At 72.6% G+C, this 24150-nt stretch carries 17 protein-coding genes; 12 read left to right on the forward strand and 5 right to left on the reverse strand.

Annotated features, from left to right (window positions below; genetic code table 11):
- Positions 1 to 51: 51 nt before the first annotated feature.
- On the reverse strand, positions 52 to 2517 hold the full coding sequence (locus tag ACFXDE_RS40505) for a transglycosylase domain-containing protein (RefSeq protein ID WP_380441711.1): 2466 nt from the start codon (positions 2515 to 2517) through the stop codon (positions 52 to 54).
- A 514-nt stretch (positions 2518 to 3031) separates the two neighbouring features.
- Between ACFXDE_RS40505 and ACFXDE_RS40510 the strand changes: the two genes are divergently transcribed.
- From ACFXDE_RS40510 to ACFXDE_RS40530, 5 genes are all read left to right on the forward strand, one after another.
- Positions 3032 to 3733: a PadR family transcriptional regulator gene (locus tag ACFXDE_RS40510; RefSeq protein ID WP_380441713.1), complete on the forward strand. Its 702-nt coding sequence runs from the start codon at positions 3032 to 3034 to the stop codon at positions 3731 to 3733.
- A gap of 120 nt (positions 3734 to 3853) precedes the next feature.
- On the forward strand, positions 3854 to 4936 hold the full coding sequence (locus ACFXDE_RS40515; RefSeq protein WP_380499264.1) for an inositol-3-phosphate synthase: 1083 nt from the start codon (positions 3854 to 3856) through the stop codon (positions 4934 to 4936).
- A 234-nt stretch (positions 4937 to 5170) separates the two neighbouring features.
- A complete protein-coding gene (locus tag ACFXDE_RS40520; protein ID WP_380499265.1) occupies positions 5171 to 6508 on the forward strand; it encodes an MFS transporter in 1338 nt (445 codons plus the stop codon).
- A gap of 97 nt (positions 6509 to 6605) precedes the next feature.
- Positions 6606 to 7238 carry a hypothetical protein gene (locus tag ACFXDE_RS40525; RefSeq protein ID WP_380499266.1) on the forward strand — a complete coding sequence of 211 codons (633 nt, stop codon included), beginning with the start codon at positions 6606 to 6608 and terminating at the stop codon, positions 7236 to 7238.
- An 85-nt stretch (positions 7239 to 7323) separates the two neighbouring features.
- Positions 7324 to 8298 (forward strand): hypothetical protein, encoded by a 975-nt coding sequence (locus ACFXDE_RS40530; protein ID WP_380499267.1) that lies wholly within the window; start codon positions 7324 to 7326, stop codon positions 8296 to 8298.
- 57 nt (positions 8299 to 8355) lie between these two features.
- Here the strand turns inward: ACFXDE_RS40530 and ACFXDE_RS40535 are convergent, their stop codons facing one another.
- Positions 8356 to 9783 (reverse strand): CCA tRNA nucleotidyltransferase, encoded by a 1428-nt coding sequence (locus tag ACFXDE_RS40535; protein WP_380499272.1) that lies wholly within the window; start codon positions 9781 to 9783, stop codon positions 8356 to 8358.
- A 391-nt stretch (positions 9784 to 10174) separates the two neighbouring features.
- Here ACFXDE_RS40535 and ACFXDE_RS40540 point away from each other — a divergent pair, with 391 nt between their 5' ends.
- From ACFXDE_RS40540 to trxA, 7 genes are all read left to right on the forward strand, one after another.
- Positions 10175 to 12673 carry a DUF6049 family protein gene (locus ACFXDE_RS40540; protein WP_380499268.1) on the forward strand — a complete coding sequence of 833 codons (2499 nt, stop codon included), beginning with the start codon at positions 10175 to 10177 and terminating at the stop codon, positions 12671 to 12673.
- A gap of 57 nt (positions 12674 to 12730) precedes the next feature.
- On the forward strand, positions 12731 to 15154 hold the full coding sequence (gene murJ / locus ACFXDE_RS40545) for a murein biosynthesis integral membrane protein MurJ (protein ID WP_380499269.1): 2424 nt from the start codon (positions 12731 to 12733) through the stop codon (positions 15152 to 15154).
- 305 nt (positions 15155 to 15459) lie between these two features.
- A complete protein-coding gene (locus ACFXDE_RS40550) occupies positions 15460 to 17493 on the forward strand; it encodes a serine/threonine protein kinase (protein ID WP_380499270.1) in 2034 nt (677 codons plus the stop codon).
- 33 nt (positions 17494 to 17526) lie between these two features.
- Entirely contained in the window at positions 17527 to 18270 is a 744-nt protein-coding gene (gene sigM / locus ACFXDE_RS40555) for an RNA polymerase sigma factor SigM (RefSeq protein WP_380441725.1), read from the forward strand.
- Positions 18267 to 19214, forward strand: a complete 948-nt coding sequence (locus ACFXDE_RS40560) for a hypothetical protein (RefSeq protein WP_380499271.1) — start codon at positions 18267 to 18269, stop codon at positions 19212 to 19214. Before sigM ends, ACFXDE_RS40560 begins: the two co-directional genes overlap by 4 nt.
- A gap of 226 nt (positions 19215 to 19440) precedes the next feature.
- The gene (gene trxB / locus ACFXDE_RS40565) at positions 19441 to 20406 is read left to right on the forward strand and encodes a thioredoxin-disulfide reductase (RefSeq protein ID WP_380441729.1); all 966 of its coding nucleotides are present in this window, start codon (positions 19441 to 19443) and stop codon (positions 20404 to 20406) included.
- A gap of 146 nt (positions 20407 to 20552) precedes the next feature.
- Positions 20553 to 20879, forward strand: a complete 327-nt coding sequence (gene trxA, locus ACFXDE_RS40570; RefSeq protein WP_380441731.1) for a thioredoxin — start codon at positions 20553 to 20555, stop codon at positions 20877 to 20879.
- Between the two features lie 93 nt (positions 20880 to 20972).
- On the opposite strand, the gene ACFXDE_RS40575 is transcribed toward trxA, so the two are convergent.
- The 3 genes from ACFXDE_RS40575 to ACFXDE_RS40585 form a co-directional block, all read right to left on the reverse strand.
- Complete coding sequence (locus ACFXDE_RS40575) at positions 20973 to 21590, reverse strand: GNAT family N-acetyltransferase (RefSeq protein WP_380441733.1); 618 nt, start codon at positions 21588 to 21590, stop codon at positions 20973 to 20975.
- Between the two features lie 125 nt (positions 21591 to 21715).
- The gene (locus ACFXDE_RS40580) at positions 21716 to 22786 is read right to left on the reverse strand and encodes a ParB/RepB/Spo0J family partition protein (protein WP_380441735.1); all 1071 of its coding nucleotides are present in this window, start codon (positions 22784 to 22786) and stop codon (positions 21716 to 21718) included.
- Entirely contained in the window at positions 22783 to 23733 is a 951-nt protein-coding gene (locus ACFXDE_RS40585) for a ParA family protein (RefSeq protein WP_380499273.1), read from the reverse strand. The genes ACFXDE_RS40580 and ACFXDE_RS40585 overlap by 4 nt, the downstream gene beginning before the upstream one ends.
- Positions 23734 to 24150: the final 417 nt, after the last annotated feature.

Here is a 24150-nt window from a genome sequence, read left to right on the forward strand (position 1 = left end):
CCTCCGTGGAGGGCCGCCACCGCCGTTTCACCGCTGTCCGGCCGGCGCCGGCTAACCGCCCTGGGTGCCGCCCGCGGACGAGCCCGACGGGGTGGGCTTGCCCGGCTTGGTCGGCGGCGGGGTGCTGTCCGTCGGCGTCGACGAGGGCTGCTGCGTCGGGCACAGGCCCAGCAGACAGGTGCTCGAAGGACCGGGGTGGGTCTTGGGCGGCTGACTCGGCTGCGGGCCGGGGCAGTCGACGCCCGGGACGCAGCCGCCGCCCTGGGTGGGCTGCGGGGGCTGCGGCTGGCCGCCGTTCGACGGGGGCTGGTTGCCGGTCGGCGGCTGGGTGGCCGGCGCCGACGGGGTGTCGGTCATGGTCGGCGTGGGCGTGGCGGTCGGCGAGACCGGGGCGCCCGAGGAGTCGACCTCGCTGCCGATCGCGGTCGGCGCCGGGAAGTCCAGCTTCTTCTCGTTCGCCAGCGCGACCTTCATGTACCGGGTGAAGATGTCGGTCGGGATGTCACCACCGTGGATCGACTCCTTGCCGCCGGTGCCGTTGAGCGAGAGCCGCACGTGGTTGTTCGGGTCCTCGCGCCACATCGCGACGCTGGTGACCAGCTGCGGGGTGTAGCCGACCCACCAGGCCGACTTGTTCTGGTCGGTGGTACCGGTCTTGCCCGCGACCGGGCGGCCCAGGTCCTTGCTCTTCGTACCGGTACCGTTCTTCGCCACGTTGACCAGCACGTCGGTGACGTTGTCGGCGACGGGCGCCTCCAGCGCCTGCTTGAGCTGGGGCTTGGTGAAGCCGGTCCGCTCCACGCCGTTCACCTCGACCTTGGTGACCGAGTAGGGCTCGGCCTCCTTGCCGCTGGCGGCGAGCGTCCCGTAGGCGGTGGCCATCCGGATCGGGCTGATGGTCGAGGTGCCGAGCGGGAAGGTCGGGGTCTTCGGGTCGGCCAGGCTCTCCTTCTTGATGCCCATCTGCACGGCCATGTCGGCCACGTTCTGGCCGCCGACGTCCTGGTTCAGCTGGACGAACGGCACGTTGTACGAGAACTGCATGGCCTGCCGCAGCGAGACGTAGCCGTGCTTGCTGGAGTCCTCGTTCTTCTGCCGGTAGGGCTTGCCGTCGTCGCCGATCACCAGCGAGCCGTCCGGCTTGCGGATCTCGGACAGGTCGTCGGCGAGGTAGCGGCTGTCGGCGTTGATCCGCTTCGGCTTGCCGCTGTCGTCCTTCGCGGTCTGGACGCCGACCTGCATCGCGGTGGACAGCACGAAGGGCTTGAAGGTCGAGCCGACCTGGACGCCGGTGGCCTCGGCGTTGTTGTCGAAGTGGCCGTTCTCCACGCCGTCGCCGCCGTAGAGCGCGGCGATCGCGCCGTCACCGGGCCGGATGCTGGCGGAGCCGAACTGGATGAACTTGTCGTTGTCGGGACGCTTCTGCGGGTCGAGCGTCGCGGCCTTGACGTCGTCGACGGCCTTCTTCAGGGCGTCGACCTTGTCCTTCTCGAACGTCGTGTAGATCTTCAGGCCGCCCTTGTCGATCACCTGCTGGGTGATCGAGGGGTCCTTGCTGGTGACGTACCGGTTGGCGGTGTCGACCAGGTAGCTGATCTCGCCGTTCATGTTCGAGGAGGTCTTGCGCGGGAGCGGGTCCGGGAAGGCCGTGCACTTGGCACGTTCCTCCGGGGTGACGGCCTTGATCTTCACCATGTTGTCGAGGATCCACGACCACCGCCCCTCGGCCCGTTCCTTGTTGGCCGGGACGGTGGGGTCGTAGTACGCCGCGCCCTTGAGCAGGCCCGCCAGCATGGCGCTCTGGCAGAGGTTGAGGTCCTTGGCGTCCACTCCGTAGTACGCCTGGGCGGCGGCCTGGGCACCGTTCGCGCCGCGGCCGAACCAGCTGGTGTTCAGGTAGCCGGTCAGGATCTCGTCCTTCCCGATCTGCTGGTTGAGCTTCAGCGTGATGAAGAACTCCTTCAGCTTGCGGCTGAGGGTCTGCTCCTGGCTCAGGTAGGCGTTCTTCACGTACTGCTGGGTGATCGTCGAGGCGCCCTGGGTCTCGCCGCCCTTCGCCATGTTGTAGACGGCGCGGAGCATGCCCTTCGGGTCGATGCCGCTGTCGTTGCGGAAGTCCTGGTTCTCCGCGGCGATGACGGCGTTCTGCAGGGTGGGACTGATGTCCTTGAGCTCGACGATCTGACGGTTCGTCTCGCCCTTGCGCACCATCTCCGAGCCGTCGGCCCAGTAGTAGATGGTGTTCTGGTCCTTCACCAGGTCGTTCAGCTTCGGGACCTCGGTGGTCTGGTACAGGTAGAACACCAGGCCCACGAAGCAGCCGAAGACGAGCAGGAAGCCGCTCAGCCACTGCTTCCAGGACGGCAGCCAGCGCCGGACGCCGGTCTTGCCGAACCGCGGGTAGTCGATGAACCGCTTCTTGCCGGGTCCGGCCGCCGCGGCGGCGGCCGCGGCAGCGGCGCCCCGGCCGCCCTTGCCCTTCTTCTGGCCGGCCTTGCGCATCTCCGCCCTGGTCATCCGAGGCTGCTGAGCGGTGTCCCGGACGCCCGGGGGGCGGCGCCGGCCCAGCCCCTGCGAGCTCAGTTCGTCCGGCCCTGGCCCGCCCCGGCGGGCTCCGTCACCCGGGGGCCGTTGGCCCTCGTCACCCGGGCCCGGCGTCCTCCGCCGTCGTTCGCTCATGTTCCAGCCACTCCTCGCCAGGCGGTTCCAGCCTGAAGGCAGGGTTCACGTTCGATGCCCGCCAACCGCCCTAACCCCGGAGGTGGTCCTCGTGCACACGCGACAGCGTACGCAGACCTGAAATGCACCTAATCGGGCATCAGTCGCCAAATACCGCAAAAGGGCAACAGATCATTACACGGCCGTTGCCAACCATCCCCGCGCGTCGGCTTGTGATCACATTCACGCGTGCCCCCCTTGCCCGTTCGGAGGGCCAGGTTTACTGTTCTCGATATATCGAGCCGATACATCGAAGCGGCATACCGCCGGAGACGGCGGCCGGACACCGGTCGAGGGGAAGGAGGACGACGGCATGGGCAGGCGCTCAGGAGTGCTGGAGTTCGCCGTCCTCGGCCTGCTCCACGACGCCCCGATGCACGGCTACGAGCTGCGCAAGCGGCTCAACATCCTGCTCGGAACCTTCCGGGCCCTCTCCTACGGAACGCTCTACCCCTGCCTGAAGAGCCTGGTCGCCCAGGGTTTCCTGGTCGAGGACAACCCGGACGTCGAGTACGTCCCGGCCACGGCGCTCAACGGCAAGCGGTCCAAGACCGTCTACCGGCTCTCCCCCGAGGGCAAGCAGCGCTTCGAGGAGCTGCTCGCCGACTCCGGCCCCGACGCCTGGGAGGACGAGCACTTCGGCGTCCACTTCGCGTTCTTCGGCCAGACCGACCGGGCCGTGCGGATGCGCGTCCTGGAGGGCCGCCGCAGCCGGCTGGAAGAGCGCCTGGAGCGGATGCGCAACTCGCTGGCCCGGGCCCGCGAGCGGTTCGACGACTACACCATCGAGCTGCAGCGGCACGGACTGGAGTCGGTGGAGCGCGAGGTCCGGTGGCTCAACGAGCTGATCGAGACCGAGCGGGCCAACCGCACCGGCCGGACCGGGCCCGCCACCGGCGGCAGCCCCGCCGCCGGACACCCCAAGACTTCGGACGGCCGTGGCCAGGAGACCGGGTCCCCCGACCCGTCCGGGCCACCGTACGACCGCCCGGGGCGCTCCGCCCAGGAGCGCTGAGCCCGCGTCAGCCGCGCGGCAGGAGTGGGCGCCTCGCGCCCGTACAAGCAGTCATTCGAAGAAGCAGGACGAGTGCCGCCGACCCCGGCGGCCCTCATGAGATCACAGGGAGCAACCGGAATGGGTTCGGTTCGCGTAGCCATCGTGGGCGTGGGCAACTGCGCCGCGTCGCTGGTGCAGGGTGTCGAGTACTACAAGGACGCCGACCCGGCCGGCAAGGTCCCCGGGCTGATGCACGTCCAGTTCGGCGACTACCACGTCCGTGACGTGGAGTTCGTCGCCGCGTTCGACGTCGACGCCAAGAAGGTCGGCTTCGACCTGGCCGACGCCATCGGCAGCAGCGAGAACAACACCATCAAGATCTGCGACGTGCCGCCGACCGGCGTCACCGTGCAGCGCGGCCACACCCTCGACGGCCTGGGCAAGTACTACCTGGAGACCATCGAGGAGTCCGACGAGACCCCGGTCGACGTCGTCCAGGTCCTCAAGGACCAGCAGGTCGACGTCCTGGTCTGCTACCTGCCCGTCGGTTCCGAGCAGGCGGCGAAGTTCTACGCCCAGTGCGCCATCGACGCCAAGGTCGCCTTCGTGAACGCCCTGCCGGTGTTCATCGCGGGCACCAAGGAGTGGGCGGACAAGTTCACCGAGGCCGGCGTGCCGATCGTCGGTGACGACATCAAGTCCCAGGTCGGCGCCACCATCACGCACCGCGTGATGGCGAAGCTGTTCGAGGACCGCGGTGTCATCCTCGAGCGCACCATGCAGCTGAACGTCGGCGGCAACATGGACTTCAAGAACATGCTGGAGCGCGAGCGCCTGGAGTCGAAGAAGATCTCCAAGACCCAGGCCGTCACCTCGCAGATCCGCGACCGCGAGCTGGGCGCCAAGAACGTCCACATCGGTCCCTCGGACTACGTGGCCTGGCTGGACGACCGCAAGTGGGCGTACGTCCGCCTTGAGGGCCGCGCGTTCGGCGACGTCCCGCTGAACCTGGAGTACAAGCTCGAGGTCTGGGACTCCCCGAACTCCGCCGGTGTCATCATCGACGCCGTCCGCGCCGCCAAGATCGCCAAGGACCGCGGCATCGGCGGCCCGATCCTGTCCGCCTCCTCGTACTTCATGAAGTCGCCGCCGGTGCAGTACTTCGACGACGAGGCCAAGGAGAACGTCGAGAAGTTCATCCGCGGCGAGGTCGAGCGCTGAGCGCAGCGAGGTTCGCGACTGTCGAGCACCGAGCGCTGAGCGCAGCGAGGTTCGCGACTGTCGAGCACTGAGCGCTGAGCACCGGGTGCTGAGCACTGAGCGCCGAGCACTGACGGTTCATAACCGCTCATAGCTCCTCGGAAGGGCCCACGATCGCGGGATCGTGGGCCCTTCACCTTTTCCCGGCGAATGTTTCACGTGAAACGGCGACCGGTTCCGTGGCACCCTGGGCGGGTGGCGATCACCGAGAACGGCAGCACCCACCAGTCCGCGCAGCGCGCCACGCTCCTCCAGCTGCTCCGGGGCCGGGACTTCCGCAGACTGCTGACCGCCCGGGTGCTCTCCCAGCTCTCGGACGGCGTCTTCCAGGTCTCGCTGGCCGCCTACGTCGTGTTCTCCCCGGAGAAGCAGTCCTCCCCCGCCGACATCGCCTCGGTGCTGGCCGTGATGCTGCTGCCGTTCTCGGTGATCGGCCCGTTCGCCGGCGTCCTGCTGGACCGCTGGCGCCGCCGCCAGGTGCTCTACGTCGGCAACCTGGCCCGCTTCGGGCTCGGCCTGGTGACCGGGGCACTGCTCCTGGCCGAGGCGCCGACCTGGCTCTTCTTCGCCTCGGCCCTGCTGGTCACGGCGCTCAACCGGTTCATCCTGGCGGGCCTCTCCGCGGCCCTGCCCCGGGTGGTGCGGCAGGACCAGCTGGTCACCGCCAACGCGCTCTCCCCCACCCTCGGCACCGTCGCCGCCGCCCTCGGCGGGGGCATCGGCTTCCTCCTGCACCAGGTGATGACGCCCGGGCCGAAGGCCGACGCCGCGCTCGTCACGGTGGCCGCACTGCTCTACCTGTCGGCCGCGCTGGCCGCCCGCCGGATGGACCGCGACCTGCTCGGCCCCGAGCGCCACCCCGGGCGCCCGGCGCTCGGCCAGGCCCTCCTGCGGGCCGCGGTCGAGCTCGGCGCCGCCGTCCGCCACCTGGTGCGCGACTGCCGGCCCGCCGTGCACGCGCTGGCCGCCGTCACCGCGGCCCGGTTCTGCTACGGCGTGCTGATCGTCGTCGTGGTGATGCTCGCCCGGTACACCTTCAACGACCCGGCGGACAGCGCGGCCGGGCTGGTCACCCTCGGCCAGGCGGTCGGCCTGTCCGCCGCCGGGTTCTTCATCGCCGCGGTGGTCAGCCCGTGGTGCTCCCGCCGGCTCGGCCTGGCCGGCTGGATGACGGCCTGCCTGGTCGCGCCGGTGGTGTTCGTCCCGGCGCTCGGGCTGAGCTTCTCGCTGGTGCCGTGCCTGGTGGCCGCGCTGCTGCTCGGGGTGGTCACCCAGGGCACCAAGATCTGCGCGGACACCGTGGTCCAGGAGTCCGTCGAGGACGACTACCGCGGCCGGGTGTTCGCCATCTACGACGTGCTGTTCAACGTCGCCTTCGTGGCCGCCGCGGTCGTCACCGCGCTGGTGCTGCCGCTGTCCGGGCGGTCGGTCGTGGTGGTCGTCGGGGTGGCCGCGGTGTACGCGCTGTCGGCGCTGCTGTACTTCCGCGCGGCCCGGCGGAACGGGCCGCTGCCCGGTGACCAGGCCTCCTGAGGTTCCGCAGGGGCTCGAAACCGGGGGCGTCGGAGAGGGTCGCTAAGGTACGTCAGACCTGTCGGAGCGACAGCACTCGGTCACGGGGGACTACCTGATGAGCACACCGCCCGGCCCGTACGGGCCTCCACCCCAGTACGGGCCGCCCCCGCCGGCCGCGCAGTACGGTCCGCCGCCGGGGTACGGGGCACAGCCGTACGGTCCGCCGCCCCCGCAGGTGCCCGCCCAGCCCGGCCCGCCGGGGTACGGGCCGCCGCCGCCCGCGTACGGGGCTCCGCAGCAGCCGTACGGCGGGCCCCCGCAGCCGGCGCAGCCGTACCCGCCCGCCGGGCCGTACGGCTACCCGCAGCCCGCCCCGGCCGCCGGTGCGCCGGGCGGCAAGCGCACCACCCGCTCGAAGCTGAAGGCCGTCGGCGTGCTGATCGCCGCCGCCGTGGTGGGCGGCGGCTACCTCTTCAGCGGCCCGAGCGTCAGCAGTGCCAAGCCGGGCGACTGCGTCCGGGTGAGCGGCACCCGCGACGTCGAGATCGTCAAGTGCACCGACAGCAAGGCGAATTACCGAGTCCTGTCGAAGTTCGAGGACACCACCGACACCAACCGCTGCCGGCAGACGCCGCAGTCCACCAGCGCCGTCTCCGGCAAGAGCGGCCGCCGCTGGAACAAGAAGCGCTACGTGCTCTGCCTCGGCCCGCTGAAGCCCGCCGGCACCGCACCGGTCGGCGCCTCCTGACCTCCGGCCGGGCTTCCCGTCCGGCCCGTCCGACTTGTCCGTCACCGTTTCCCCGGGGGACCCCTTGTCCGTTCCGCCTCCCCAGATGCCCTACGGCGCCCCGCCGCCGAACGACGCCAACCCGTACGCCGGCGGCAACCCGTACGGCCAGCCCGTCCCGCCCCCGCCGCCGATGAACTACGGCTACCCGCCCGCCGCGCCCACGCCCGACCCGTCGGCGTACGGCTACGGCTACCCGGGCGGCGCCGTCCCGCAGGGCCCGGTCTGCCGCTTCTGCGGCGGCTTCCCCGCCGTGGAGGCCACCGTCCGCGGCCACCAGGGCATCATCGTGATCATGCGGTTCCTGAAGCTGCGAGGGCCGTTCTGCCGCGTCTGCGGCGATGCCACCGTGCGCGACATGTCCGCGAAGACCCTGGTCCAGGGCTGGTGGAGCTACCTCGGCGCGCCGATGACGATCATCACGCTGCTGCTGAACCTGGGCCCGCACAACAAGCTCAAGCAGCTGCCGCCGCCCGCCCCCGGCACCCACGGCCCGCAGCTCGACCCGGGCGTCCCGCTGTCCAAGCGCCCGCACGTGTTCATGCTGCTGCTCCCGGTCGGCTGGATCATCACGGTGATCGCGCTGATCGCCGCGGGCGCGTTCGCCCCCAAGAACGACCCGTACGTGCCCCACCCGATCGTCATGCCCACCGTGTCGGTGCCGCCGATGCCGAGCTTCAGCATGCCGCCGATCCCCGCGCCGACCTTCTCGCTGCCGCCGGACACCTCCGGCAAGCCGCAGGCCCCGGTCCCGGCGCCGGCGAGCATCGACTCCGCCAAGGCCGGCGACTGCCTGCGCAACGAGAACGGCACCGGGGCGACGTACGATCCGACCCCCCGGATCACCATGCTGCCGTGCACCGACCAGCGCGCCCAGTACAAGGTGCTCTGGAAGTACCTGGCGACCTCGGACGAGAAGGTCTGCGCGGCCCAGCCGAAGTCCGACAGCAACTACGTCCGCACGAGCACCGGGATGCCGGCGCTGAGCTACGTCCTGTGCCTGCAGTCGATCCACACCTGACCGGGCACGCGTGAGGGGCGGTCCCGGCACCCAGGGACCGCCCCTCCGCGCGTTCGCTCAGCCCTGCGGCTGCTCCGCCCACCAGGCGCGGAGGGCGGCCACCGCCTCGTCGTGCTCCATCGGGCCGTGCTCCAGCCGCAGTTCGAGCATGTGCTGGTAAGCCTTGCCGACCTGCGGGCCCGGCCGCAGGCCGAGCAGCTCCATGATCTGGTTGCCGTCGAGCGCCGGGCGGATGGCGTCCAGCTCCTCCCGGGCCTTCAGCTCGCCGATCCGCTGCTCCAGGCCGTCGTAGGTGCGCGACAGCGTCGCCGCCTTCTTGCGGTTGCGGGTGGTGCAGTCGGAGCGGGTCAGCTTGTGCAGGCGCTCCAGCAGCGGCCCGGCGTCGGCGACGTAGCGGCGCACCGCGGAGTCGGTCCACTCGCCGCCGCCGTAGCCGTGGAAGCGCAGGTGCAGCTCGACCAGGCGCGAGACGTCCTCGGTGAGCTCCTTGGAGTACTTGAGATCGCGCATCCGCTTGCGGGTCATCTTGGCGCCGACCACCTCGTGGTGGTGGAAGGAGACCCGGCCGTCCGACTCGAAGCGGCGGGTGCGCGGCTTGCCGATGTCGTGCAGCAGCGCGGCCAGCCGCAGGGTCAGGTCGGGGCCGTCCTGCTCCAGGTCGACGGCCTGCTCCAGGACGGTCAGCGAGTGCTCGTAGACGTCCTTGTGCCGGTGGTGCTCGTCGCGCTCCAGGCGCAGCGCGGGCAGCTCGGGCAGGACGTGCCCGGCCAGGCCGGTGTCGACCAGCAGGCGCAGGCCCTTCACCGGGTGGGCGGCCAGCAGCAGCTTGTTGAGCTCGGCCTGGACCCGCTCGGCCGAGACGATGGTGATCCGCTCGGCCATCGCCGTCATCGCGGCGACGACCTCGGGGGCCGGGTCGAAGTCGAGCTGGGCGGCGAAGCGGGCGGCGCGCATCATCCGCAGCGGGTCGTCGGAGAAGGACTCCTCGGGGGTGGCGGGGGTGCGCAGCACCCGGGCCTCCAGGTCGTCCAGGCCGTGGTGCGGGTCGACGAAGCCGCGCCCGGGCAGGTCGACGGCCATCGCGTTGACGGTGAAGTCGCGGCGGACCAGGTCCTGCTCGATGGTGTCGCCGTAGGTGACCTCGGGCTTGCGGGAGGTGCGGTCGTAGGCCTCGGACCGGTAGGTGGTGATCTCGATCAGGAACGAGCCCTGCGGGGTGTCCTTGCGGGCGCCGACCGTGCCGAAGGCGATGCCGACGTCCCAGACCGCGTCCGCCCAGCCCTTGACGAGCTTGAGGACCTGCTGGGGGCGGGCGTCGGTGGTGAAGTCCAGGTCGTTGCCGAGCCGGCCCAGGAGCGCGTCCCGCACGGAGCCGCCGACCAGCGCCAGCCGGTGCCCGGCCGCCTGGAAGCGGCGGGCGATCTCGTCGGCGACCGGCGACACCCGCAGCAGCTCTTGGAGGCCCAGGGTCTGGGCCTCGCTCAGGCCTGGTACGGCCTGGGTGGCGGTGCTGGAAGGATGGGTGAGGGCGGTGGGCTCATTGGCAGTGGACACGGCTCACAAGGGTACGTGCCCGCGCAGGTCAACCGCCCGCGCGTTTTCGGCGTCTCACCCCAAGACCCGCAACACCGCACCCGGTGCCGCATCGTTACCATGCCGGTGAACGAGTTCTCGGGCACCGGACAGGGGATTGCGGTGCCGCGTGCCACCACGGCCGGCCGGGCGACCGGAGGCCGCACTCTTCACGGCCGTCCCACCCGGCTGCTTCGCACGGCTGATCCTCTCGGCCCGCGGCGGCGGTCGCGGCACCGAGCGGCGAACAGCGTCAAGCGAACACCGACAGCAGCAGCGAGCGAGAACGGCGAGGGCGAAACGAGTGAGTGAGCCGGCACGGCACTCGGGCCTGGGGGCGTACGGACGGCCTGGACGGCCCGGGGACCCCGCCGACGGGCGGCGCCCCGGCCGCCGCACGGCCCGGCGGCTCGCGGCCGCCCTGGGAGCCGCGCTGGCGGTGGTCGCGGCCGCCCCGGCCGGCGCACTGCCGGCCGGCGGCAACGTGCCGGCCACGGACGGGTCGGTCTCGGCCGAGTCCCCGGTGATCATGACGATCGACACGGTGGCCCCGCAGGTGGCCAGCCCGAACGGCACGGTGACGATCACCGGGCACGTGACCAACGGCGGCAAGTCGGTCCTCAAGGGCGCCCACGCGGCCGTCCGCAAGCCGTCGCTGGGCAAGCCGCTGCAGCGGCGCAGCGAGCTGCAGAACGTGGTCGCCCGCACCGCCCCGCTCGGCGCGGACGGCATAGAGCTGGACAGCCCGCAGTACGCGCTGCCCGAGCTCGCCCCCGGCCAGAGCCAGGCCTACACCCTCGGTGTCGCGGTCAACGACCTCTCGCTGAACGGCGACGGCGTCTACGAGCTCGCGGTGGACGCCTGGGGCTCGACCGCGGACAACCAGCACGAGCGGGCGCTGGGCATCGCCCGCACCTTCCTGACGTACAGCTCGAACGCCGACGCCCAGCCGACCAGGGTCGCCACGGTCTGGCCGCTGGTGCACGGGCCGGAGCTGGCCGCGCAGACCGTCGCCGAGGGCGAGCAGACGCTCTCGGTGCTGCGCGACGACAGCCTGGCGACCGAGTTCGCCCCGGGCGGCCGGCTGTACGAGCTGGTGGACACCGGCTCGAAGCTGACCGGCCTGACCTGGACGATCGACCCGGACCTGCTGGACACCGCGTTCGCGATGACCAAGGGGTACAAGGTCCAGAAGCCGGGCACCGAGAAGAACGGCAAGCCGGCCAAGGACGACAACGTCGTCAACGGCACCGGGCAGGCGGCCGCGACGGCCTGGCTGGACAAGCTGCGGGCCGCCGTCGCCAAGCCCGGCAACCAGGTCGTGGCGCTGCCGTACGCCGACCCGGACGTCGCCTCGATCGCCCACAACGGCGCCGACCTGGGCGGCATGGGCACCGCCCTGAACAAGGCCGCCACCGCGGGCCGGCTGACCGTCGAGGGCCGGCTGTCCGTGGACACCCGCTCCGACGTCGCCTGGCCCTACCAGGGCTACCTGGACCAGCAGATCGCCGGCGTCGCCAAGCAGGCGGGCAGCGACCTGCTGCTGGTGAACGGCGCGAGCATGCCGGAGCCGGACGCGCTCAACCACACGCCGACCGCGGTGCGCCCGATCGGCAACGGGCAGAACGCCGTCGTGGCGGACGAGACCGTCTCCGCCCTGTTCGACGGCGACCTGAGCACTCCGCAGGCGCAGACCCTGGCGACCCAGCGCTTCCTCGCCGAGACCTACGCGATCACCCACGAGCAGCCGCAGAACCAGCGCGGCCTGCTGGTCCTGCCGCCGCGCGACCTCACCGTGAGCACCGCCAAGGTGCTGGCGGGCGCCCTCCAGACGGCGGCGGGCGGCAAGTGGGTCGAGCCGGTCAAGCTGGACACCGTGGCGCAGGCCGCGCCCGACCCCGGCGCCGCCACCGCCGTCCCGGCCGCCGCCGACTACCCGGCCAAGGCCCGCGCCACCGAGCTGTCGGCCACCGACCTCAGCAACACCGACAGCGTCCAGTACGACCTCGACACCCTGATGCAGGTGCTCACCCTGCCGCAGCGCGTGCGCGGCCCGTTCAGCGCGGCCATGGTCCGTTCGCTGTCCACCGAGTGGCGCTCCGACGCGCCCGGGGGAGACGCGTACCGCGAAGGCGTGAAGAAGTACCTCGGCGAGCTGACCGGCGCGGTGCAGGTGCCCAAGAAGACGGTCGTCACGCTCGCCGGGAACACCGGCCAGCTCCAGGTCAGCGTCCGCAACGACCTCACCCAGACGGTCACCAACCTGAGCCTGCACCTCGTCTCGCACCAGCAGAACCGGCTGTGGGTCGCCCCGCAGGAGGACCTGGTCATCCCGGCCGCGCAGGGCGTCACCGTGCGGTTCCAGGCCCAGGCCCGCAACAACGGCCCGGTCCAGATGACCGCCCAGCTCTTCACCACCGGACCCAACCCGCGCCCGTACGGCCAGGCGCAGAACTTCCAGGTGGAGGTCACCTCGGTGACCAACGGCGTGCTGTACGTCTTCGCGGGCGGGGTGCTGCTGCTCCTGCTGGCCGCCCTGCGGTTCTTCCGCCAGCGCAAGCGGCGGGCCGGGCAGCCGCACGAGGACGGCGACCAGCCGATCGGCGACGCCGGGACGGCCGGCCCGGGCGGGGAGCCCGAGGACACCGACGACGCGGACGACGCCGGCGACGCGGACCACGGGGGCCCCGGGGACCACGCCGTCGAGGACGGCCCCGCCGGTGACGATCCCGCGCAGACACCGCGCGGCAGCAGCGCCGATGGCCGGGATCGGACCTCCAGTGATGAGAAGGTTGGTCCTTGATACCGCCGACCCCGCACCCGACCGGGCCGGCCTCCCCCACGAACGCGAAGAGGTGACATGACCGGGCGCAGCGAGGAGCGGCCGCCGGGCCGCGGTGAGAACCGGCCGGGTGCCGAGTCGCCGTCCGGCGACTGGTACGTGGCCGACACCTACGCCCAGGACCCGTACGCCGCCGACGCGTACCGGGCCCCGCAGGACGGCCAGGACCCGTACGGCCTCCGGGCCGCCGGGCCCGCCGCACCGCAGCCGCAGGCCGCCGCGTACGACGTGCCGCCGCAGCTGCCGCCGCAGGCCGGCGGCTACCCCGCGCCGGTCCCGCCGACGCCGTTCGCGCCGCCGGTCCCGCCGGTGCAGCCCGGCTGGGACACCCCGGTCGGCTGGCGGGAGCCCGGCGGCGAGGCCCAGGCGGCCGGCGGTCAGTGGGGTGGCGCGGAGCAGCCGCAGCAGCAGTGGGAGCCCGGCCCCGCGCACTCCCGGTGGGACTCCGAGACCACCGAGTACGTCGGCGTGGACGCGCTGTTCGGCAGTGGCCGGGCGGAGGACGCGGCCCCGCCGCAGGCGCCCCGGCCCGCGCCCGTGCCGCCGGTCGCCCCCGTGCCGTCCGGCCCCGCACCGTTCCCGCCCGTGGGCGGGTACCCGGCGCAGGAGGGCCGCGGCGACGGGCCGCGCCCGTTCGTGCCCCCGATCGAGTTCGACCCGCCGCTCTCGGAGGAGGAGGCCACCATGCAGGTGGCCGCGGTGGCGCTGCCGCCCGCGGTCGAGCCGCTGGAGGACCTCGCCGCCGAGGAGCACGCCGTGCAGGCGCCGCCCGCGGAGTCCGCGCCGGCGGCCGGCGGCGGCAAGGTCGCGAGCCTGCTGAACTCCAGCGCGATCATGGCGGCCGGCACGCTGGTCTCCCGCGGCACCGGCTTCCTGCGCACGATGGTGATCGCGGGCGCGATCGGCATCGCCGTCATGGGCGACTCCTACAACGCGGCGAACACCCTGCCGACCCTGCTGTACATCCTGATCGGCGGCGGCGCGCTGAACGCCGTCTTCGTGCCGCAGCTGGTCCGCAGCATGAAGAACGACGAGGACGGCGGCACCGCCTACGCCAGCCGGCTGCTCACCCTGGTGATGGTCGGCCTCGGCGGCGTGGTGTTCCTCGCCGTGCTCGGGGCGCCCGTCCTGGTGCAGCTGATCGCGCACCCGATGATGGAGAACGCGGCCCGCGCCGAGACCACCGTCGCACTGGCCCGGTACTGCCTGCCCACCATCTTCTTCATGGGCATCCACGTGGTGATGGGCCAGATCCTCAACGCCCGCGGCCGGTTCGGCGCGATGATGTGGACCCCGGTCCTCAACAACATCGTGGTGATCTTCACCTTCGCCGCCTACATCTGGGTCTACGGGGGCTTCAACTCCACCCAGGTGACGCCGGAGAACATCACCCCCGAGGGCGTGCGGCTGCTCGGCCTCGGCACGCTGATCGGCCTGGTCGTCCAGTCGCTGGCGATGATCCCGTACCTGCGGGCGGCCGACTTCCACTTCCGTCCGCGCTTCGACTGGCGCGGCCACGGCCTCGGCAAGGCCGCCCGCCTCGCCAAGTGGACGTTCTTCTTCGTCCTCGCCAACCAGGCCGGCTACCTCGTCATCACCCAGCTGGCCACCGCGGCCGGCAGTGCCGCCGAGCACGGCGGCCACGGCGGCGTCGGCCTCGCCGCGTTCTCCAACGCGCTGCTGATCTGGCAGCTGCCGCAGGCCGTCATCACCGTCTCGATGATGAGCGCGGTGCTCCCCCGGCTCTCCCGGGCGGCGGCCGACGACGACGCCGGCGCCGTCCGCGACGACCTCTCGTACGGGCTGCGCACCACGGCGGTGGCGGTCGTCCCGGCCGCGTTCCTGTTCCTGGCCCTCGGCCCGGCGATCGGCCGCTCGATCTACGCGGTCGGCGGCGGCACCGCCTCCCTGGACAACGCGACCAACGTCGGCCTGATGCTGTCCGCCTTCGCGCTCGGCCTGATCCCGTACTCGGCGCAGTACGTCATGCTGCGCGGCTTCTACGCCTACGAGGACACCCGGACGCCGTTCTCCAACACCGTCTGGGTGGCGGCCTGCCAGGCCGGCTTCTCGCTGGTCTGCTGGTTCGCCCTGCCGCCGCAGTGGACGGTGACCGGCATGGCCTTCGGCTACGGCCTCGCCTACGCCGTCGGGGTGACGGTCGCGGCGCCGAAGCTGAAGAAGAAGATCGGCGGGCTGGACACCAAGAGCATCGGCCGAACCTACAGCCGCCTGGCCGCCGCGTGCGTCCCGGCCGCCCTGGTCGGGCTCGGCGTCAGCCTGGCGGTCCAGCGCGCGCTCGGCGGCTGGCCGGGCAGCGTCGCCTCGGTCGTCGTGGCGGGCGGCCTCCAGCTGGCCGTGTTCGTGCTCATCGCGAAAAGGCTCCGGATCGAGGAGCTCAACGCCATGCTCGGCATGGTGCGCGGCCGGCTCGGCCGCTGACCCGACGCACCAACCGGCCGGACCGGCCGACGCCCTGAGCGGGCGTCAACCGTGAGGATCGGCTCACGGGCCGGTCCGGCCCGGCACCGGGCCGCCACCCGCACCGGGACCGCCCGGCCCCGCTGGTGGCGGCCCGGTGTCGGTTCTGCACCACATCTCTCCACCTCCAGGCAACCGAGCGGCCCCCTCAGCGGTCGTACCCGGTGGAGAAGAGTGGGCACAATTGTCCTGGAGCACAGGGCCGCCAACCCGCGGGCTCCAGCGACTCTCTCAGCCGGGGCGACACAAGGGGAGGCAGGACCACGGTGGCTGATGGCACCAAGGCGGTCGTCGACACGTCAGCAGCTGACGCGGCGGCGGACGACGCCGCACTGGCCGCGGCGATCGACGAGCTCGCGGGCGCGAAGACCGCCCCGGGCGACGACGTCCCCTCCTCCGGCACCTGCGCCCCGGACGGCCCGGCGGCCACCGCCGGCTCCGGCTCTCCCGCCGACGGCACCTCGGTCGACGAGGACGCCCCGGTCGGTGAGGAGGCGTCGATCGGCGAGGAGGAGTCGGTCGGTGAGGAGACCTCGCTCGGTGAGGAGACCTCGGAGATCACCGCGCCGCTCTCGGTCGACGAGATCGCCGCCGAACTCGCCGCCGGCGGCAAGGCGAAGAAGTCGGCCGGGGCCCCGCAGGCGGCCGACGGCACCCCCCGCCGCGCACCCACCGACCCGCAGCCCACCCTCGACCCGCGCGACACCTCCACCCTCCCCCGCACCCTCCCCGCCCCGATGCGGCACAGCGGCGACAAGATCGGCCACCGGTACCGGCTGGAGGAGTGCATCTCCCACACCGAGACCTTCAGCAGCTGGCGCGCCGTCGACGAGAAGCTGCGCCGGGCGGTCGGCGTCCACCTGATGGCCTCCGGCCACCAGCGCGCCCGCAAGGTGCTCGCCGCCGCCAAGTCCGCCGCTCTGCTCGGCGACCCGCGCTTCGTCCAGGTCCTGGACGCCGTCCAGGAGGGCGAGCTGGTCTACGTCGTGCGGGAGTGGCTGCCGCACGCCTCCGACCTCGCCAAGCTGCTCGCCGGCGGCCCGATGGAACCGCACGAGGCGTACCAGATGGTCCGCCAGGTCACCGACGCGGTCGCCGCCGCCCACCGGCGCGGCCAGGCCCACCTGCGGCTCACCCCCCGCTGCGTGCTGCGCACCGACAGCGGCCAGTACCGGATCAACGGCATCGCGGTGGACGCCGCCCTGCGCGGGCTGCCCGCCGAGGGCGACACCGACGACGCCGAGCGCGCCGACACCCGTGCCATCGGCGCGCTGCTGTTCGCCGCGCTCACCCACCGCTGGCCCTACCCGGAGGACCGCTACGACCTCCAGGGCCTGCCGAAGGGCCTCCAGAACGCCGCCCCCGACCAGGTCAGGGCCGGCGTCCACAAGGGCCTGTCCGAGCTCGCCGCGCGCGCCCTGTTCGACCACCCGCCGCACCACGCCCAGCCGATCACCACGCCGGAGGAGCTGGCCAAGGCGATCGCGCTGATGCCCCGCATCCGCCAGCCCGAGCCCGAGCTGCCCGTCTTCACCCCGCCGCCCCGGCACAACACCCACGCCCTGCCGACCGCGCCCAACCCGACCCGGGTCATCGACGGTCCCGTCGTGCCGCCGCTGCCGCCGCAGGCCCGTCCCCGTCCGTCCGCCGTCCGGCGCACCCGGCGCCGGCTGCGCCGGGTGGTCAAGGCGACGGCCTGGACGGTCGCCCTGGGCGCCATCGGCGTCGCCTCCTGGCAGGCCGTCGACCACCTGCGCAACAACGGCTCGGCCATCGCCGCCCCGCAGCCGTCGGTCAGCACCGCCGCACCGAGCGCGCACGCGGCCACGCACACGCCGGTCCCGATCCCCGTCAAGGACGCGATCTCGTACAACCCGAGGGGCGACTCCCCGGAGTCCACCTACCTGCTCCCGAAGGTCTTCGACGGCGACCCGAACACCTCCTGGGTGACCAAGAGCTACGTCGACCCGTTCGGCCCCAAGCCCCCGCTCAAGGACGGCACCGGCCTGCTCATCGACCTCGGTTCGCCGCAGTCGGTCAGCTCGGTGAACGTCCAGTTCGGCGGCCTCCACACGGCCGAGCTGCGGGTGCCGAACGCCCAGGCCTCCGCCAACCCGGCCTCGGCCCAGCCCGAGGCCTACACGGTGCTGGACAAGCAGAGCGGCTCCACCGTCGACTTCACCCTCACCAGCCCGACGACCACGCGCTACCTCTTGATCTGGCTGACCAGTCTGCCCAAGGATCCGAATGACAGCGGCAGGTACCGTGGGCAGGTCAACGAGGTCAAGGTCTTCGGCTGACCGGACGACCGCGCACACCGACGGCAAGGGCAGGTGACAGTGGCGGACGACGACGCGACGCTGCTCGCGCGGCACGTCGCCGGCGACCCGGACGCCTTCGGGCAGCTGGTGAACCGCCACCGCGACCGGCTCTGGGCGGTCGCCCTGCGCACGCTGGGCGACCGGGAGGAGGCGGCCGACGCGCTCCAGGACGCCCTGGTCTCCGCCTTCCGCGCCGCACCCGGCTTCCAGGGCCGCTCCGCCGTCACCACCTGGCTGCACCGGATCGTGGTCAACGCCTGCCTGGACCGCGCCCGCCGCAGCGCCACCCGCCGCACCAGCCCGTTGGACGACGACCCGCAGCGGCTGGACACCCTGGTCGGCGCCGCCGAGCCCGCCGACTCCCCCGTCGTCCGGGCCGAGGTGCACCGCGAGGTGACCGCGGCGCTCGCCGAACTGCCCGCCGACCAGCGGGCCGCCCTGGTCCTGGTCGACATGCAGGGCTACCCGGTCGCCGAGGCCGCCGAGCTGCTGGGCGTGCCGGTCGGCACGGTGAAGAGCCGCTGCGCCCGGGGCCGGGCCCGCCTGCTGCCGCTGGTCCGCCACCTCCGCGAGGGCGGCGGAGGCGATGTTCCACGTGAAACGGCGTCCGCCCCGGGCGCCGCACCACCACGGCGGAACGCGCCGGGGAACGCGCCGAAGAAGGCGCCGGGGAACCCAAGTGGCGCCCGCACCGTCACAGGAACAGGCCCCGACAACGGCCGGACGATTCTGGAAGGAGACGCGAGCACGCGATGACGGTCCCCTTCTCCTCCCCCGACCCGTCCGACCCCACCGACTCCTCCGGGTCCCACCCCTCCGTCGACGAGCTCGCCGACCTCGCCGAGGAGCTGATCGAGGACGCCGCCGCCGTCGAGGCCCTGCACCGGCACCTGGCCGGCTGCGCCGAGTGCCGCGAGACCGTTGATGCGCTCGGCGAGGTCCGGGCGCTGCTGGGCGGGGTCGAGGCCCCGCCGATGCCGGCCAACGTCGCGGCCCGGCTGGACGCCGCCCTCGCCGACGAGGCCGCCCGGCGCGACGCCTCCGACGGGCCGTACGAGGCCCCCGGGAGCACGCGCGGACCCGCCGCCCCGACCCCGCCGTCCCGTCCCGCCACGGCCCCCGTGGCGCCACCCGCGCGGGCCGTCGGCGCCACCGGTCCCGGCCGTCCCCGCTCCCGGCGGCGGCGTGCCGGTCTCCTGCTCGGTGCCGCCGCCGCGCTCGCCGCGATCGGCCTCGGCGGCGCACTGCTGTACCCGGCGGACTCCGGCTCCCAGAAGTCGGCCTCCTCGGCCGCCGCGCCGGCCACCGCCGACGCCGGGCACAGCTCCAAGGGCGGACACGCCCTGGGCGGGGGCACCGAGTACCGCGACGACCAGCTCGCCGCCCAGGTCCAGAAGCTCCTGGCCGGCTCGGGCGCCGTCGTGGGCTCGCCCCCGAACGGCGTCGCCAAGCCCTCCGCCGCGGCACCGGCCGAAGGGCGGCAGCCGCTCACCTCGGAGCCGGCGCCCGGAGCCGGCCGGAGCTGCCAGGCCCCGGACGCGGCCACGGGCACGCCGCTGGCCACCGACCACGGCACGTACGCCGGGTCCCCGGTGGAGGTCCTGGTCTACGCCGTGCCCGGCAAGCCCGGCGAGGTCGACGTCTACCTGCAGTCAACCGCCTGCACGGTCGTGCTGCACCGCGAGGTCCCCGCCCATTGACCGGCCCGGCCCCGGTGGTGCTTCCGGAACTCCTCCGGCACCCTCCCGGAACCCGTCCGGTTCCCGTGCGATCGACGCCCGGGCCGCCACGCCGCTTCCGGAGTGCGGGCACCTGGTACTGATCCGCCTGGGAATGCGAGACACTGGTCAGTCGTTGTCCCGGGCGGCGGAGCAGGACCGCCCTCCCCGCAGCAAACGCGGGTCGCGATGCTAACCAGGAGATGCAGTGAGCGACGTCCGTAACGTGATCATCATCGGTTCCGGCCCGGCCGGCTACACCGCCGCGCTCTACACGGCCCGTGCCTCCCTGAAGCCGCTGGTCTTCGAGGGTGCCGTCACCGCCGGTGGTGCGCTGATGAACACCACCGAGGTCGAAAACTTCCCGGGCTTCCGGGACGGCATCATGGGCCCGGAGCTGATGGACAACATGCGCGCCCAGGCCGAGCGCTTCGGCGCCGAGCTGGTCCCGGACGACATCGTCGCGGTCGACCTCACCGGTGACATCAAGACCGTCACCGACTCCGAGGGCAACGTGCACCGGGCCCGCGCCGTGATCGTCACCACCGGCTCCCAGCACCGCAAGCTGGACCTGCCGAACGAGGACAAGCTCTCCGGCCGCGGCGTCTCCTGGTGCGCGACCTGCGACGGCTTCTTCTTCCGCGACCAGGACATCGCGGTCGTCGGCGGCGGTGACACCGCCCTGGAGGAGGCCACCTTCCTGTCCCGCTTCGCCCGCAGCGTCACGATCATCCACCGGCGGGACACCCTGCGCGCCTCCAAGGCGATGCAGGAGCGCGCCTTCGCCGACGAGAAGATCCGCTTCGAGTGGGACAGCGCGGTCGAGGCCATCCACGGCGACCCGAAGCTGAGCGGCGTGACCCTGCGCGACACCACCACCGGCGAGACCCGCGAGCTGGACGTCACCGGTCTGTTCATCGCGATCGGCCACGACCCGCGCACCGACCTGTTCAAGGGCCAGCTGGACCTCGACGCCGAGGGCTACCTCAAGGTCGAGGCCCCCTCCACCCGGACCAACATCCCGGGCGTGTTCGGCGCCGGCGACGTCGTCGACCACACCTACCGCCAGGCCATCACCGCGGCCGGCACCGGCTGCTCGGCCGCCCTGGACGCCGAGCGCTACCTCGCCGCGCTGGACGACCTGGAGGCCAAGGCCGCCGCCGTCGCGGTCTGAGTCCCGCCGCACCGACCGATCCCCCCGCGGGGGTGCCACCCGGTGTTCCACGTGGAACACCCCCGCTCCGGCCAGGCAGAAACAGAACGGGTCCGCCCGTTGTTCTCCTGGCAGCAGCCCTCACCGTCCGAACCCGAGGAGTCCCCGTGGCCGGCGCCACCACCACCGTCACCGACGCGACGTTCCAGGCCGACGTCCTGGACAGCGACAAGCCCGTCCTGGTCGACTTCTGGGCCACCTGGTGCGGCCCGTGCCGCCAGGTCGCCCCGATCCTGGAGGAGATCGCGGCCGAGCACGGCGACAAGCTGACCATCGCCAAGCTCGACGTGGATGCCAACCAGGTGACGGCCGCCCAGTACAACGTCATCTCGATCCCGACCCTGATCGTGTACAAGGGCGGCGAGCCGGTGAAGTCCATCACCGGTGCCCGTCCGAAGGCCGCGCTGCTGCGCGAGCTGGCCGAGTACATCTAGGTCCTCGACCCCCCGCGGAGGCGGGGCTCCCCATCACCGGGGAGCCCCGCCTCCGTCGTTTCCGGCACGGCCCCCGGCCGGCGGCGGCCCGGATCAGAACGGCCGCAGAGCCGGTTCCTTGCGGGCGCCGCCGAGCAACCGCTCCAACGCCACTTCCACATCGCCGCGCCAGGACAGCGTGGTCCGCGCCTCCAGCCGCAGCCGCGGGTAGCGGGCGTGCGGCCGGACCGTCTTGAAGCCCACCGCGAGCAGGTGGTCGGCCGGGAGCACGCAGCTCGTCGGCACCCGTCCCGTCGCACCGAAGGCCTCGATCGCGCGCACGCCGCGCCCCACCAGGTCCTTGGCCACCGTCTGCACGAGCACCCGGCCCAGCCCCTGCCGCTGGTAGCCCGGCAGCACCCGGCTGACCATCAGCTGGACCGCGTCCGGCGACACCGGACTGGTCGGGAAGGACTGCGAGCGCGGCACGTAGGCCGGCGGCGCGTAGAGCACGAACCCGGCGGGCTGGTCGTCCACGTAGACGATCCGGCCGCAGGAGCCCCACTCCAGCAGCACCGCGGAGATCCACCCCTCCTTCTCCAGCTCGGGCTTGCCGGACTCCACCGCCGCCTTCCCGCTCACCGGGTCCAGCTCCCAGAACACGCAGGAGCGGCAGGTCGTCGGCAGATCCGCGAGGTTGTCCAGCGTCAGCGGAGCGATCCGGCGTCCCATGCCCCGCACCTCCTCGTCCACTCCACAGTCGAGCATTCCCCCCGAACGCCGATGGGTGCATGTTTCACGTGAAACAGCGCTCACGCGGAACATGCACCCATCGGGTCACGCCTCTTCGACCGGCCTCAGCCCTGCGACAGCCGCAGTCCGTCCTCGCCCGGGGCCAGGCTGTCCAGGATCCGGTTCAGGTCCTCGACCGAACCGAACTCCAGCACCACCTTGCCCTTGCCGAGCTTTCCGCCGCGCTGCGTCACCTCGACCTTGACCCGGGTGTCGAAGCGGTCCGACAGCCGGCTCGCCAGGTCGTTGAAGGCCGGGGAGTTCAGCTTGCCCGCCTTCGGCGCCTGGCGCTTCGGCTTCTCCTCCAGGCCCATCAGCTTGACGATCTCCTCGGTGGTCCGCACCGAGAGGCCCTCGCGGTTGATCCGCGCGGCCAGCTCCTCCTGCCGCTCCGGGTCCGCCAGGCTCACCAGCGCCTTGGCGTGCCCGGCCGACAGCACCCCGGCGGCCACCCGGCTCTGGACCGCGGGCGGGAGCTTCAGCAGCCGCAGCGTGTTGGTGACGTGCGGACGCGAGCGGCCGATCCGGTCCGCGAGCTCGTCATGGGTGCAGGAGAAGTCCCCCAGCAGCTGGTCGTAGGCGGCCGCCTCCTCCAGCGGGTTCAGCTCCGCCCGGTGCAGGTTCTCCAGGAGGGCGTCCAGCAGCAGCTTGTCGTCCTCGGTGGCCCGGACGATCGCCGGGATCCGGTCCAGCCCGGCCTCCCGGGAGGCGCGCCAACGGCGCTCGCCCATGATCAGCTCGTAGCGCTCCGGCCCGACCTGGCGCACCACGACCGGCTGGAGCAGACCCACCTCCTTGATGGAGGCGACCAGCTCGGCCAGCTTGTCCGGGTCGAAGACATCACGCGGCTGACGCGGGTTGGGCGTGATCCCGTCGATCGGCAGCTCGGCGAAGAAAGCCCCGGGCACCGGCGCCGGCTGCTCCCGCAGGCTCTCCACGGCCACCCTGGCGGCCACCGTTCCGCGACCGCCCGGCAGCACCGGCACGGCCGTCGGCGAGACGGCTCCGGTCGCCACCACCGAGGCCGGCCCGGGCACGGCCGTGGCGGGCTGCCCCGCAGCCCCGCCGTCCGTCGGCGCCGCGGGGCCGATCAGCGCCCCGAGCCCCTTACCCAGACCCCTGCGACCACCACTCACTGCTGACCCTCCGTCGTACCGTCCTGTGCCACCGGGGCGCCGTGCCCCGTACCGCTGCCGCTGCGCTGCTGGCCCACCAGCGAGCCCCCGGCCTGGCCCACCGCACGCAGCGCGAGCTCCCGGGCGGCCTCCAGGTAGGAGAGCGCACCGGTGGAACCCGGGTCGTAGGTGAGCACCGTCTGACCGTAGCTGGGCGCCTCCGAGATGCGCACCGAACGCGGGATCGCCGTGCTCAGCACCTCCTGCGGGAAGTGGGTCCGGACCTCGTCGGCCACCTGGGCGGCCAGCCTGGTCCGGGCGTCGTACATGGTGAGCAGGATGGTCGAGACGTGCAGCGAGGGGTTGAGGTGCGCGCGCACCAGCTCGACGTTGCGCAGCAGCTGGCCGAGGCCCTCCAGCGCGTAGTACTCGCACTGGATCGGGATCAGCACCTCCTGGCCGGCCACCAGGGCGTTGACCGTCAGCAGGCCCAGCGAGGGCGGACAGTCGATCAGGATGTAGTCCAGCGGCTGCTCGTAGGCGGCGATGGCGCGCTGGAGGCGGCTCTCCCGGGCCACCAGCGACACCAGCTCGATCTCCGCGCCGGCCAGGTCGATGGTGGCGGGGACGCAGAAGAGCCCCTCGACGTCCAGCACCGGCTGCACCACGTCGGCGAGCGGCTTGCCCTCCACGAGGACGTCGTAGATCGACGGCACCTCGGCGTGGTGGTCGATGCCGAGGGCGGTGGAGGCGTTCCCCTGCGGGTCGAGGTCGACGACCAGGACGCGCAGTCCGTGCATCGCGAGCGAGGCGGCCATGTTGACGGTGGTCGTCGTCTTGCCGACCCCGCCCTTCTGGTTGGCGACCACGATCACCCGGGTCGCGGCGGGCCTGGGAAGGCCCTCACCCGCCCGGCCGATCGCCTGGACCGCAGCCTGGGCAGCACGCGCGATGGGCGTGTCATCGATCTGGTCGATGGTCTCCGAGTCCTGCATGGGGGTCAGTGTTTCACGTGAAACCGGAGCGGCAACAGTCGCAGCCCGGCCGCGACTCAGGATTCCGGAGAGCAAGGAGCGACGTTTCACGTGAAACACCATGCCCGCTATGTCGGAAATCTGACGTTGCGACACTCCGGTGACCGTACAGCGGCCCGCTCTTCACCTCAATGACGACGGGCGGGGGGGCCCCCCGCATAGGGGGGGGCCCCCCCCCCGCGGGGCGCCTGGCGCGGGGGAACCCCGGGCAGCGGCCCCCGCCGCCGCCCCCCCCGCCCCCCCGGTCCAGCCGGCCGGCTGCCTCGCGGAGGCCCGCCTCGGCGGACACCTTGACCCAGCGCTCGGCGCGGACGGCCCCCCGGTCCTCCATCAGGTCGCCGAGCGCGTAGG

This window comes from Kitasatospora sp. NPDC059408 (assembly GCF_042751525.1).
Lineage (GTDB): Bacteria > Actinomycetota > Actinomycetes > Streptomycetales > Streptomycetaceae > Kitasatospora.